Origin of the sequence: Komagataeibacter saccharivorans (genome assembly GCF_003207825.1) — a bacterium.
GTDB lineage: Bacteria > Pseudomonadota > Alphaproteobacteria > Acetobacterales > Acetobacteraceae > Komagataeibacter > Komagataeibacter saccharivorans.
Window position 1 is genome coordinate 112,828 of sequence record NZ_NKTY01000003.1, and the last position, 13,771, is coordinate 126,598.

Annotated in this window: 11 protein-coding genes and 1 riboswitch; of the genes, 2 read left to right on the top strand and 9 right to left on the bottom strand. The window is 64.0% G+C overall.

Annotation, left to right across the window (positions count from 1 at the left end):
* Positions 1 to 17: 17 nt before the first annotated feature.
* The 6 genes from CFR79_RS03425 to gcvT form a co-directional block, all read right to left on the bottom strand.
* Positions 18 to 764, bottom strand: a complete 747-nt coding sequence (locus tag CFR79_RS03425; protein ID WP_110546984.1) for an ABC transporter ATP-binding protein — start codon at positions 762 to 764, stop codon at positions 18 to 20.
* Positions 761 to 1,777 (bottom strand): FecCD family ABC transporter permease, encoded by a 1,017-nt coding sequence (locus tag CFR79_RS03430; RefSeq protein ID WP_371207029.1) that lies wholly within the window; start codon positions 1,775 to 1,777, stop codon positions 761 to 763. Before CFR79_RS03430 ends, CFR79_RS03425 begins: the two co-directional genes overlap by 4 nt.
* Before the next feature lie 8 nt (positions 1,778 to 1,785).
* A complete protein-coding gene (locus CFR79_RS03435; protein ID WP_110546934.1) occupies positions 1,786 to 2,841 on the bottom strand; it encodes an ABC transporter substrate-binding protein in 1,056 nt (351 codons plus the stop codon).
* Positions 2,842 to 2,914: 73 nt separating this feature from the next.
* Positions 2,915 to 5,809, bottom strand: a complete 2,895-nt coding sequence (gene gcvP / locus CFR79_RS03440) for an aminomethyl-transferring glycine dehydrogenase (RefSeq protein ID WP_110546935.1) — start codon at positions 5,807 to 5,809, stop codon at positions 2,915 to 2,917.
* A 27-nt stretch (positions 5,810 to 5,836) separates the two neighbouring features.
* Positions 5,837 to 6,202, bottom strand: coding sequence for a glycine cleavage system protein GcvH (gene gcvH, locus CFR79_RS03445; RefSeq protein ID WP_102324702.1), 366 nt, complete (start codon positions 6,200 to 6,202; stop codon positions 5,837 to 5,839).
* A 48-nt stretch (positions 6,203 to 6,250) separates the two neighbouring features.
* Complete coding sequence (gcvT, locus tag CFR79_RS03450; RefSeq protein WP_102324703.1) at positions 6,251 to 7,384, bottom strand: glycine cleavage system aminomethyltransferase GcvT; 1,134 nt, start codon at positions 7,382 to 7,384, stop codon at positions 6,251 to 6,253.
* A 257-nt stretch (positions 7,385 to 7,641) separates the two neighbouring features.
* Positions 7,642 to 7,731: riboswitch (glycine riboswitch) on the bottom strand.
* A gap of 103 nt (positions 7,732 to 7,834) precedes the next feature.
* Between gcvT and CFR79_RS03455 the strand changes: the two genes are divergently transcribed.
* Positions 7,835 to 8,146, top strand: coding sequence for a putative quinol monooxygenase (locus tag CFR79_RS03455; RefSeq protein WP_110546936.1), 312 nt, complete (start codon positions 7,835 to 7,837; stop codon positions 8,144 to 8,146).
* Positions 8,147 to 8,229: 83 nt separating this feature from the next.
* Here CFR79_RS03455 and speE read toward each other — a convergent pair whose 3' ends face one another.
* The 3 genes from speE to uvrA form a co-directional block, all read right to left on the bottom strand.
* Positions 8,230 to 9,093 (bottom strand): polyamine aminopropyltransferase, encoded by an 864-nt coding sequence (gene speE, locus CFR79_RS03460; protein WP_102324705.1) that lies wholly within the window; start codon positions 9,091 to 9,093, stop codon positions 8,230 to 8,232.
* A gap of 125 nt (positions 9,094 to 9,218) precedes the next feature.
* Positions 9,219 to 9,683 (bottom strand): adenosylmethionine decarboxylase, encoded by a 465-nt coding sequence (gene speD, locus CFR79_RS03465; RefSeq protein ID WP_025437442.1) that lies wholly within the window; start codon positions 9,681 to 9,683, stop codon positions 9,219 to 9,221.
* 159 nt (positions 9,684 to 9,842) lie between these two features.
* Complete coding sequence (gene uvrA, locus CFR79_RS03470) at positions 9,843 to 12,872, bottom strand: excinuclease ABC subunit UvrA (protein WP_110546986.1); 3,030 nt, start codon at positions 12,870 to 12,872, stop codon at positions 9,843 to 9,845.
* Between the two features lie 314 nt (positions 12,873 to 13,186).
* Here uvrA and ssb point away from each other — a divergent pair, with 314 nt between their 5' ends.
* Positions 13,187 to 13,744 carry a single-stranded DNA-binding protein gene (gene ssb, locus CFR79_RS03475; protein WP_110546937.1) on the top strand — a complete coding sequence of 186 codons (558 nt, stop codon included), beginning with the start codon at positions 13,187 to 13,189 and terminating at the stop codon, positions 13,742 to 13,744.
* The last annotated feature ends 27 nt before the right edge of the window (positions 13,745 to 13,771 follow it).

The following is a 13,771-nucleotide window of genomic DNA, read 5'->3' on the forward strand; positions in this document are numbered from 1 at the left end:
AAAAGCAGAATCAGGGATTAAATCGCCGTCTGGCCGTGGGGCGCGTAAAGCCTGTCCACCATGTCGGCGCATAATACCGTTTCTGCCGGGCCATCGCCCATAATCCGGCCATCGCGCAGCAGCACGGCGCGGTCAAATACCCGTGCCGCCTGAAACGGGTCATGTGTTGTCGCCACGACGGCATGGCCCTGTTCCGCCAGCCTGCGCAGCAGGGCGTACAGGCGCTGTTTCTGCCCATGGTCCAGCCCGGTTTCCGGTTCATCCAGAATAAGGGTCCGCGCCCCCTGCGCCAGCGCACGCGCCAGCAGCACGGCCTGCCGTTCCCCGCCTGACAGATCGGTATAGGGCCGTCCGGCCAGCCGGGTTATGGCCAGTTCCGCCATGGCATGTTCGACCGCACTGCAATCCGTCGCCCGCAGCGATGGGGCAAACGGTGTTTCCGCCAGTCGCCCCATGCCGACAATATCACGCACGGTATAGGGAAAAAGCGGCACATGCCCCTGCGGCACATAGGCGATGCGCCGCGCGACCTCGCGCCGTGACCAGTCGGCCATGGGCCGCCCGTCCAGCCAGACCTGCCCCGTGTCGGGCTGCGCAAGGCCCAGCATCAGGCGTAGCAGCGTGGTCTTGCCTGCACCGTTCGGCCCCAGCAGCGCGGTCAGTTCACCCGCATGGATTGCAAAGGACAGATCATGCAGCACCGTACGCCTGCCATGGCGGAACCTCACATGATCCAGACACAGCACGGGCGTATCGGCCTTCATGCCCGCCACCCACGCCGCAGCAGCGGCAGGACCGATACGAACACCACAACCCCCAGCAGATCGGCAATCAGGCCCACTGGTATTTCCTCCGCCGACAGGCTGCGCGCCAGATCATCGCATACCAGCAGGAAGATCGCCCCGATACACGCACTGACCGGCAGTACGCGCATATTGCACGGCCCCACCAGCAGCCGCGCCACATGCGGCACCACCAGCCCCACCCAGCCGATCATGCCCGCGACCGACACCGTCAGCGCCGCCAGCACCGTAGCCCCGCCGATCACCCCGTAACGCAGCGCCATGACGGGAATGCCAAGGGTACGGGCCTCCTCGTCCCCCATGGCCAGCCCGTCCAGCATCCGCCCGCAGGCCGACAGCAGCATGGTCCCCGCCAGCACCGGCAGCACCAGCACGGACAGCGCGCGCGGCGTCACCTGCGTCAGGCTGCCCAGCAGCCAGAATACGATATCGGGCAACTGGTTCTGCGGGTCCGCCACGTATTTGAGCAATGACAGCAATGCGGTGAACAGCGCCGAACTGATCAGCCCGCCAAAGACCAGCATCAGCATGGAAGCCGCATCGAACATATGCGCAACCCCCACCCCGAACGCCACGGCCGCCAGCCCCCCTACAAAGGACAGGCCCGCCACCCCCGCAGGCCCCGCACCCCATACGATCCCCAGTGCGGCACCGGTTCCGGACCCCGCCAGCACGCCCAGCAGACCGGGGGAGACCAGCGGGTTACGGAACACGGCCTGATACGCCGCCCCCGCCACCGACAGCGCCGCGCCCACACAGATCGCCCCCCCGATACGGGGCAGGCGCGCGCCGAACAGGATGGTATGCACCATGTCCGCATCCGGTGGCGGCGGGCCGGGATTCATGCCTGCCGCCGCAAGCATCGCGTGCAGCACCTGCCCCGCGTGCAGCGGAAAACGCCCCACGCAGGCTGATACCATCGCCACCACGATCAATCCCGCAAAACACAGGCATCCGACCACTGACGCACGCATGCGCAGGATCACCGGCTCCTGTCCGGGGCTGCCTGCGGGGGCTGGGCTGCGAGAATGCGCGCGGCATCCCCCGCATTCAGGTCGTAATGGAAATAGGTGCGGTAGAAATCACGTGTTACGGCCACCATGTCCACATCCGCGAAACGGTCAGGGTGAAGGGTTCTGGCCGCCCAGCGGATCTGTAGCGGCAGTTCGCTGCCGTAACGGTCCCATGGGAAAACGCCCGATGGATTCTGGTAAACCCGTCCGGCCCGGACGGCGGTCATGCGCTGCCACACACCACCATCGGCATTCTGGTCCAGCGTGCCACTATCGGGGCCAAGAATTATGACATCGGGATTCCATGCCGCCACCTGTTCGGCAGAGACCGGTTTCATGTTCCCGCTGATCCCCGTCGCCGCGTTCACGCCACCGGCAAGGGTAATCCATTCATCCACGATACTGTCCGTCCCATCCACCCGAAGCGGATGCAGCGACTGGATATGCACGACGCGCGGACGCGCCATAGCAGGCAGGTCCGCCAGTCGCGTGCGGATACTGTCCACCGTATCGTGCATCATGGCACGGTAGGCCGCCGCCGTGGCGCGGGCGGTATCCGTGCCCAGCGCGGTGGCGGTCATATCCACGACACGCAGCAGTCCGTCGCTGTCATGGAAGGATGAGACAAGGACCGGCACCCCCACCGCGCGAAAGGCCGCGATGGTGGCGGAGGCTTCGGGCACGAATACAAGGTCCACCCTGTCACGCAGCAGGGTTTCGGCATTGACCTGCGGGCCGTTGACCGCATGGGCCTGATACAGAACGGGAAAGACCTGGTACATCCATGGCCTTGCCTGCGGGCGGTCAACGGTCATGACGATCTGGGGCGCGCCACCCAGCATCAGCACCAGTTCATTATGGGCGAACCACAGATCGGCAATGCGGGCGGGATGATCCGGCACGGATGAAGACGTGCCCGCCATATCGGTAATGTCGCGCGCGCTGGCGGCTACAGGGGCGGCGGCGCCGGTCATCAGGCCCCATGCCAGCGCCCCCATGGCTACACTCCATCTGCCCCAGTTCATGGTGGTCCCCGCTCCGGTCGTGTTGTTATATCCTTGCAGATATATACACGAACCGGAGGGACGCAATCAGTTCCTAGCTGGCATAGGTGCTGATGTCGGGGCACGAACAGACAAGGTTGCGGTCCCCATATGCGTTATCCAGCCGGTTTACGGGCGACCAGTATTTGCTGGCGGCCACAACCGCGCCGGGCAGGCAGGCGGCGGCGCGGTCATATGCCCGCGTCCAGTCGGGATCGGTCAGGTCGCGCACCGTATGCGGGGCGTGACGCAGGGGGCTCTGCTCCACCGTCAGATCCCCCTTCTCCACCGCGTTGATTTCCGCGCGGATGGCGATCATCGCATCACAGAAACGGTCCAGTTCGGCCCGGCTTTCGGATTCGGTCGGTTCGATCATGAACGTGCCCGCAACCGGAAAGCTGACCGTCGGCGCATGGAAGCCATGGTCGATCAGACGCTTGGCGATATCGTCCACCGTTACCCCGGTCTCGTCCTTGATGGGACGCAGGTCGATGATGCATTCATGCGCCACACGCCCGTTCGCACCCTGATACAGCACCGGATAATGCCCGGACAGGCGGGCCGCGATGTAGTTGGAGTTCAGGATCGCGACCTCGGTAGCCCGCTTCAGCCCCGCATCGCCCATCATGACCATGTACATCCACGAAATGGGCAGCACGTCCGCCGAACCGAACGGCGCGGACGAGATCACATTCGCCCCGCCCTGCTGCGGCACGCCGGGCAGGTAGGGTGCCAGATGCGCCCCCACCCCGATCGGCCCCATACCGGGACCACCGCCGCCATGGGGAATGCAGAAAGTCTTGTGCAGGTTGAAATGGCTGACATCGCCACCGTAGCGCCCCGGCTGCGCCAGCCCCACCTGCGCATTCAGGTTCGCGCCATCCACATAGACCTGCCCGCCTGCGGCATGCACCAGATCGCAGATCTCGCGCACGTTTTCCTCAAACACGCCATGGGTGGAAGGATAGGTGATCATGATGGCGGCAAGCTGGTCGGCATGTTTCGCGATCCGGGCTTTCAGATCGTCGATATCAACATTGCCCTGCGCATCACACGCCACCACCACGACCCGCATGCCCGCCATCTGCGCGGAAGCGGGGTTCGTGCCATGAGCGGAAGCCGGGATCAGGCATACGTCACGCCCCATATCCCCCCGCGCGCGATGATAGCCCCGAATGGCCATAAGCCCCGCGAATTCGCCCTGCGCGCCGGAATTGGGCTGGAGGGAGACGGCATCATACCCGCTGATCTGGCACAGCATGCGCTGCAGGTCCGTGAACAGGCGGGCATAGCCGCGCATCTGGTCAGCGGGCGCGAAGGGATGGATGTTGCAGAATTCCGGCCATGTGATCGGCAGCATTTCCGCCGTGGCGTTCAGCTTCATCGTGCATGACCCCAGCGGGATCATGGAACGGTCCAGCGCAAGGTCACGATCGGCCAGACGGCGCAGGTAGCGCAGCATGTCGGTTTCGGACCGGCAGGCGGAAAAGATCGGCTGCGTCAGCAGGTTGCCCCTGCGCGCAAGCCCCGCCGGGATGGAGGATACGATATCGCCAAGGCCGGATTCGATTTCAGAAACCGATACCCTTTCCCCGCCAACACTGGCCCAGATGGCGCGCACGGTATCGGGGGTCGATGTCTCGTCAAGGCTTATGCCGATATGCGCATCATCAACACGACGCAGGTTCATGCCCGCATCCAGCGCGCGCGCCATGATCGCATCCGTCTGCGCGCCGGTTTGCAGTGTCAGCGTATCAAAGAACGCCTGCGTGACCACCGTGCCACCCAGCGCCCGCAGTCCTGCCGCAAGGATGGCTGTCAGGCGGTGGATGCGTCCGGCAATCGCCTTCAGCCCCTGCGGTCCATGATACAGCGCGTACATGGACGATACGATGGCGGGCAGCGCCTGCGCGGTGCAGATATTGGATGTCGCCTTTTCCCGGCGGATATGCTGCTCACGCGTCTGCAACGCCAGACGGTATGCCGGTTCCCCGCGCGAATCGATGGACACGCCGACAATACGCCCCGGAATGTTGCGCCGGAACGCATCGCGCACAGCCATATAGGCCGCATGCGGACCGCCAGCCCCCATCGGCATGCCATAACGCTGCATGGACCCCACGGCGATGTCGGCCCCCAGCGCACCGGGGCTTTCCACCAGCAGGAGCGCCATCGGGTCCGCGCACATGCTGGCAATCGCGCCAGCCGCATGCAGCCCCTCAATCCATGCACGCGGATCACGCAGCGCGCCCGACGTGCCGGGATACTGGAACAGCGCGCCGAATACGGCCTGCGGGTCCAGATCGGTTGCCGGATCGCCCACCACCAGTTCCCAGCCCATCGGCTCGGCACGGGTGCGCAGGACCGCAATGGTCTGCGGATGGCAGTCGGAATCGACAAAAAAGGCCGTGGCTTTGTTTTTCGCCACACGGCGGGCCATGGCCATGGCTTCGGCCGCGGCCGTTCCCTCATCCAGCAGGGACGCATTGGCCACATCCAGCCCGGTCAGTTCCATGACGAGGGTCTGGAAATTGAGCAGCGCTTCAAGCCGCCCCTGACTGATTTCAGGCTGGTACGGAGTATAGGCCGTGTACCATGCCGGGTTTTCCAGCACGTTGCGCTGGATCACGCCGGGCAGGATCGTATCGTAATATCCCTGCCCGATCAGTGATGTCAGGACGCGGTTTTCACCCGCGATCGCGCGCAGGCGCGCCAGCGCCACATGCTCGGGCACGCCCGCGCCAAGGCCCATCGCACCATCAAGGCGGATGCTGCCCGGCACGGTCTGCGCCATAAGGGCATCAAGCGTGTCGGCTCCCACCACACGCAGCATGCCCGCCACGTCATGTGCATCCGGCCCGACATGGCGGGCGCAGAACGCACCGGCATCATCACCCAGATCGTGCCACAGGGAAGAAGAACCGCAGGAGGAAGACGTCACGGCCAGCATACTCCGTAAGGGTAGGAAAGTGGAAAATCAGCCAACCAGCGCGGTATAGGTCGCGTGGTCCATCAGCCCCTCAAGCTGCGAGGCATCGGCCACGGTCATGCGCACGATCCAGCCTTCGCCTTCCGGGTCACGGTTAACCAGAGCCGCGTCATCACCCAGCGCGTCGTTGAACGCCAGCACATCGCCCGTTACCGGCGCGTAGATGTCCGATGCCGCCTTGACCGATTCCACCACGGCCACGCTGTCGCCCTGCTCCACCGTGGTACCGGGGTCGCGTGCCTCGGCAAAGACCAGCTCGCCCAGTTCATTGGCCGCATGGGCGGTGATGCCGACAACCGCGACATCGCCTTCGACCCGCAGCCATTCATGTTCTTTTGTGTAATAGACGGTCATGTCCGTGCTCCATAAATTACAATGGTCTGTGAAAAATCCGCGCAGGGTTCAGCGGCGGAATGTCGGTGCGACGAAAGGCAGCGCCGCCACCTGAACCGGCAGGAACCGCCCGCGCACGCCAGCGAACAGCCGCGTGCCGGGGGTTGCAAGATGGGTGGGCACATAGCCCATGGCGACGGGGCCGCCCGCGCTGGGCCCGAATGCGCCGGAGGTCACGCGCCCTGCCGGGATCTGGCCTGCTTCATCGGCAAACAGTTCGGCACCACCACGCACCGGCGCGCGCCCTTCCGCCCGCAGGCCCACCCGGCGGCGTGTCGCGCCATCCGCAAGCTGGTCCGCCACGATCCGGGCACCGGGATAGCCGCCTGCACGGGCGCCACCGGGCTTGCGGCTTTTCTGGATGGACCATTCCAGCGCGCCTTCGACGGGCGTTGTGGTCAGGTCGATATCGGAACCATACAGGCACAGACCGGCCTCAAGCCGCAGGCTGTCACGCGCGCCCAGACCGGCGGGGGCAACCCCCGGCTGCGCCAGCAGGGCGCGGGCAACGGTGGATGCGGCGGCATTATCCATGCCGATTTCATAACCGTCCTCACCCGTGTAGCCCGAGCGCGAAACGATGCAGGGCACACCGGCCAGATCAAGCCCGGCCACGTCCATGAAGCGCATCGCCGCCGCTTTCGGGTTCAGGCTGGCCACGGCTGCTTCCGCCGCCGGTCCCTGCACCGCGATCAGCGCGCGGTCAGACAGCATTTCCACCGTGCAGCTATCGGCCAGTGCGGCATTTACATGGGCGAAATCCGCATCCTTGCACGCCGCGTTGACCACCAGCAGCAGCCAGTCGCCCATATTGGCCACCATCAGATCATCGCTGATGCCGCCATCTTCCGTGGTGAACAGGGCGTAACGCTGGCGGCCCGGCTTCAGGGCGACGATATCGGCGGGGACAAGCGCCTCAAGCGCGCGGGCGGCGTCGGCCACCTGTCCCGAACGGGCACGGACGCGCACCTGTCCCATATGGGACACGTCAAACAGCCCCGCGCTGGCGCGCGTATGCAGGTGTTCGGCCATGACGCCCGCAGGATACTGCACGGGCATGTCATAACCCGCGAACGGCACCATACGGGCGCCAAGTTCAAGGTGAAGGTCGTAAAGCGGGGTGCGCAGCAGGGGCTGGTTCATGCGGGCTGGGCCTTGTGCAGGTCCGCGTGCGCGCATGCGTTCGCGCACGCAGGGCATGCGGGTGCAGTGGCACGGTACGCGCCAGCGGAACAGGAAATGGAAAACGGAGAACAGACGGAAAAATAGGCAGGTAGCGTTGTGGACATGCGGCACTCCTGTCGAACCCGGATAGGTTCCAAGTGCCCCTTCTGTCGCATGTGCCTGAGATCGCTATCCCGTCGGCGGGCGCCCGTTGCCGGACGCCTCTTTCCAGAAGTCTTGGCCGACCGGTCCTTTGGCCTGAGAGTTTCCGGGGCGGTTGCTCCTTCGGCGCTGGCGCTGGGCCAGTCTCTCCCGTGTCGACAGGCCTGACTTGACATGACCGGATATGCCAAGTCAATCCATGAAAGGCGCTCAGTGTGACAGGTCGTTGCCCCGTGCGCCCGGAACAGAAATAAGGATCATCCAGCCATGACCACCGCCCCGCTGACCATCGTGGCCGAATTTCGCGTATCTGCCGAAAACCGGGCGCGTTTTCTCGAACTCTGCGCCTATGACAGCGAACGCTCGGTCGCGGATGAAAAAGGCTGCCAGCGCTTCGAGGCCGTAAGCCCGATCGACGATCCGCAGACCATCATCCTGGTGGAAGTGTATGACGATGAAGCCGCATTCGACACGCATCTCGCCACGCCGCACTTCAAGGTCTTTGCCGATGGGGTAAAGGAACTGGGGGTAAAGGAAATCAGCGTGCGCAAGACGGCCCGCTACGCGCCCAGGGCCTGATCCTGCCTGCGGTCCAGACAGAAAAAAGGCCGGGGAACTGCTGTTCCCCGGCCTTTTTTCATACCCGCAGACCGTAGTACCTGTCAGCGCGGCAGGTTCTTTGCGATATAGGGCGGCAGGACAAAGGACGCGCCATGGATTTCCGGCGTCCAGTACCGACAGCCTTCGCCAATGCCCGCGCGCTGCGCGCGCTCGCGGATCACCTCAACGCTGTTGCGGCCCGGCACGCCCCCCTTGGCGGCCACACCCAGCGTCATGAACCCGCCGACATAGGTCGGCACGGCGGCGACATAGGCCGAAACATGCGCGAAAAACTGCGCACGGCGCGCACTGGTGTCACGCAGTTCGTCCGCCTGCATGAACGGCACGCCACACTGGTTCACGATAATGCCGTTGGCGCTGAGGATACGCGCGCAGTGCCGGTAGAACGAATCGGTAAACAGCACTTCACCCACACCGATCGGGTCGGTGCTGTCCACGATGATGACATCGAACGAGCCATCGGCGGCATTGGACACGTATTCGATGCCGTCGCCCACGATCACGTCAGCGCGCGGGTCGTTCCATGCGTCACCGGCGATGGAGGGCAGGAATTTCTTGGACAGTTCGATGACCTCGCCATCGATCTCGACCATCACCGCCTTTTCCACCGTGCCGTGTTCCAGCACGCGCCGCAGCACACCGCCGTCGCCCGCGCCGATGATCAGCACGCGCTTCGCATCGCCATGCTCCAGCAGCGGCACATGGGTCAGCATTTCCTGATAGACGAATTCGTCCCGTTCGGTGATCTGGACCACGCCATCAAGCATCAGGACCCGGCCAAGATCGACATTCTCGAACACGGCGATATCCTGAAACGCGCTTTTGGTACGCGCCAGCATCCGGTCCACACGCAGTTCCTGCCGCCAGCCCTCGTACAGGCCTTCGCTGATCCACTCACGGGACATTGCGGTTCCCCTTCCGTCTAATCAATGCACATGAAAAAGCACGGGCCGGAAATCAATCCGGCCCGACACTTCGTTATTTAAGGAGGGCATGCCGGTCTGGTCATCACCAGCCCGGCGAAGGCAGGCTAGAGCTGCACGCGCCCGCGACGCTGTTCGTCCACTTCGATCCGGCCGGCCTGAAACAGGCGCTGCATGACCGGAATCGCAAGGTGCGGATCGCACGCGCCACACATGAAAATATCCACGGCGGCAAAATTCCGCTCGGGCCATGTGTGGATCGAGATATGGCTTTCAGCCAGCACGACCACACCCGACACGCCGCCATTGGGCGTGAAATGATGGAAATGGCTGTGCAGGATGGTGGCCCCGGCCGTCACTGCGGCTTCGCACAGGGTACGGTCGATCTGTTCCGGATCATCAAGATTCCGGGCATCCCAAAGATCGACGAGGAGATGCGTTCCCGCAAATTTCATTCCGTCTTTTTCGACGAAATAGTCCTTCCGGTCGTCCTCGGACGAAAACGGCGCTGAAGAGATCTGGTTATCGCTCGGGTGTTCCGAGACCATCCCCAGTTGAGCAAGTGCGTTCATCACGTACCCCAAAACCAGTAGATAGCCTGTTGGGCATTATTGCCCCCTTGGGCCAAGAGAGGCGCTGATAGGGCCTGCCGACGGTACGATGCAAGTATTTTCCGCATCATCACGCCAGTTTTTTTCAGGCCCCACCATCCAGCACCGGTGGCGGCGCGCCTATTTTACGCTTTTGCGACGGGTTTTTGCCGGTTTTTCCTGCTTTTTTACCACTTTCGGCTCCGCCGCCACTGTGGCTTTTTTGCCGCGCCCCTTTCGCCCCGCCACCGGCGCGGGCGCAGGCGGCACCAGCGGCTGCCTGTCCAGCAGGGGCTTGAGGAATCGCCCCGTATGGCTTTCGGCGCAGGCCGCGACCTGCTCGGGCGTGCCACAGGCGACGATCTGGCCACCGCCATCACCACCCTCCGGCCCCATGTCGATCACCCAGTCCGCCGTCTTGATGACTTCGAGGTTATGCTCGATCACCACCACGGTATTGCCCTGCTCCACCAGCGCATGCAGCACTTCGAGCAGCTTGCGCACGTCTTCGGTATGCAGTCCGGTGGTTGGCTCATCAAGGATATAGAGCGTGCGCCCCGTGGCCCTGCGCGCCAGCTCCTTGGACAGTTTCACGCGCTGCGCCTCGCCACCTGACAGCGTGGTCGCCTGCTGGCCAAGGGCGACGTAGCCCAGCCCCACCTTCTGCAATATGGCCAGCCGGTCGCGGATGCGCGGCACGGCGGAGAAGTAGGGCAGCGCCTCATCCACCGACATGGCCAGCACATCGGCAATGGACTTGCCCCGGAACTTCACGTCCAGCGTCTCGCGGTTGTAACGCGCGCCCTTGCAGGTATCGCAGGTGACGAACACGTCGGGCAGGAAGTGCATCTCGATCTTGAGTACCCCGTCCCCCTGGCATGCCTCGCACCGGCCACCCTTCACATTGAAGGAAAAGCGCCCCGGCTTGTAGCCGCGCGCCTTGCTTTCGGGCAGTTCGGCAAACCAGTCACGGATGGGACCGAACAGGTCGGTATAGGTTGCCGGGTTGGAACGCGGCGTGCGCCCGATGGGGGACTGATCGATGTCGATGATCTTGTCGAGCTGATCCAGCCCATCGATGGCCGTATAGGGTGCCGGGTTCTGCCCCGATCCCATAAGCCTGCGCGACAGGGCTTTGTACAGCGTGTCGATTACCAGCGTGGACTTGCCGCCACCCGAAACCCCGGTAACACAGGTAAAGGTGCCCAGCGGGAATCTGGCCGTAACATCCTTCAGGTTGTTGCCTGTGGCCCCGCGCAGCACCAGCTCCCGTCTGGGATCGATTTTCCTGCGTTTCGCGGGGACAGGGATACATTTGCGCCCCGACAGGTAAGCGCCCGTCAGGCTGGCGGGATTTGCCGCGACCTCCGCCGGGGTGCCTGCGGCGACGATATTGCCGCCATTGATGCCCGCACCCGGCCCCATGTCGATCAGCCAGTCCGCGGCGCGGATGGCATCCTCGTCATGCTCGACCACGATCAGGGTATTGCCCAGCTTCTTGAGCCGGTCCAGCGTCCCCAGCAGGCGTTCGTTATCGCGCTGGTGCAACCCGATGGAGGGTTCATCCAGCACGTACAGCACGCCGGTCAGACCGGAACCGATCTGGCTGGCCAGCCGGATACGCTGGCTTTCGCCCCCCGACAGGGTGGCCGAACCGCGCGAAAGCGTCAGGTAATCCAGTCCCACGTCATCCAGAAAGCGCAGGCGATCAAGGATTTCACGCAATATGCGTCGCGCGATCTCGGCGCGCTGGGGTGTCAGGGTTTCCTCCACCGTGCCGAACCAGTCCAGCGCCTTGCGGATGGGCATGTCGGATGCCTGCGCGATGTTCAGCCCCGCCACCTTGACCGACAGGGCCTCGGGCCGCAGCCGCGCGCCATCGCACACATGGCATGGCTTTTCGGACTGGTAGCGCGACAGTTCCTCGCGCACCCATACGCTGTCGGTTTCCGCCATGCGGCGGCGCAGGTTCTTGACCACGCCCTCGAACGGCTTGGTCAGGCTGTAGCTGCGGCGGTCATCGCGGTATGTGAACTCGATCGGGTCTTTTCCCCCCTCAAGAATCACATCGCGCACGTTTTCGGGCAGGTCTTCCCACGGCGTATCCATCGATACGTCATAATGCTTCGCGATGGCGGCCAGCGTCTGGGTGTAATACGGGCTCTGGCTATTGCGCCACGGGGCGATCGCCCCTGCCGCGAGCGAGAGCGAATCGTCCGGCACGATCAGGCGCGGATCGAAAAATGTTTCCTGACCAATCCCGTCACAGGCCGGACACGCACCCTGCGGCGCGTTGAAGGAGAACAGGCGGGGTTCGACCTCCTCCAGCGTAAAGCCGCTGACCGGGCAGGCGAAGCGTGAGGAAAAGACGGTGCGCGGGGCTTCCTCGCCTTCCGGGGCGTTCTTCACCACCTCTTCCGCATAGACCAGACCATCGGACAGGCCGAGCGCTGTCTCGAAACTGTCGGCCAGACGGCTTTCGATGCCTTCCTTGACCACGATGCGGTCCACCACGGCCTCGACCGTATGGCGCAGGCGGCGGTTGAGTTCCGGCACTTCATCAATTGTATGGAGCGTGCCGTCCACCTTGGCGCGGGTGAAGCCCTTGCGCTGGAGTTCGGCCAGTTCCTTTTTACACTCACCCTTGCGGTCGCGCAGCACCGGGGCCAGCAACATGAGGCGCGTGCCCTCGGGCATGGCCATCACGCGGTCAACCATCTGGCTGATCGTCTGCGCCTCGATCGGCAGGCCGGTGGCGGGCGAATAGGGCACGCCCGCGCGCGCCCACAGAAGGCGCATGTAATCATGCACTTCCGTCACCGTGCCAACGGTGGAACGGGGGTTTTTGGATGTGGTTTTCTGTTCGATGGAAATGGCGGGCGACAGCCCTTCTATCGAATCGACATCCGGCTTTCCCATTAGTTCAAGGAACTGGCGCGCGTAGGCGGACAGACTTTCCACGTACCGGCGCTGGCCTTCGGCGTAGATGGTGTCGAACGCCAGTGACGACTTGCCTGAACCTGACAGGCCGGTCATGACCGTCAGCGCATCGCGCGGGACATCCACATCGACGTTCTTGAGATTATGCGCACGCGCCCCACGCACGCGAATGGACTGCTGGCTGACATGCTGTGCCGCCGGAACCTGTTCCGGACGCGAAGAAACGCTCATGAACTCTCCCTGTTCCGCTCCCGTGCGGGAAAGCGGATACCGGCCACCATTGCGGACCCACATCTAATCTGGGCCTGCCGGTCCATCACGACAAGGGCCGTGACTGACCGGCCACGACAGCGCCCGTTACATGCCTGCTGCCACGCCCCATGCCGGCGTTGATCGCGGTATCGTCCTCACACTCGCATTTTAAGGGACGATCCGGTAAGATCGCCGCATATATCCGCCACGGCCGCCATCGGGCTGCCTGTGGCGGCAGTCGGCAGCGGTTCAGCCACTGCCGGTCCCATACTCGAACTGCAGCAGGACAGCATATGGCGGGCAGCGTCAACAAGGTCATTCTCGTGGGCAATCTGGGCAAGGACCCGGAAGTACGGAACAGCCAGAGCGGGGCGAAAATCGTCTCACTGACACTGGCGACAAGCGATACATGGAATGACCGCGCATCGGGCGAACGGCGCGAGCGGACGGAATGGCACCGGGTTGTCATTTTCAACGACCGGATAGCCGACGTGGCCGAGCGTTTCCTGCGCAAGGGCCGCAAGGTCTATCTGGAAGGCTCGCTCCAGACACGCAAATGGACCGACCAGAGCGGTCAGGACCGTTACACGACCGAAGTGGTGGTCGACCGCTTCCGTGGCGATCTGGTGCTGCTGGACAGCAATCGCGGTGGCGACAGCGGCGGTGACGACGCAGGCGGCGGTTATGGTGGCGGCTACGGTGGTGGCAGCGGCGGCGGTGGCTACAGCGCCCCGGCCCGCCAGCAGCCGCAGCGCAACGACCGCCCCGCCAGTGGCGGCGGTAGTGGCGGCAGCGGCGGCTGGGACGCCCCGGCTGGCGGCAGCGATCTGGATGATGAAATCCCGTTCTGAACCCCGCTGGCGCTTCGCGCCGGGCCG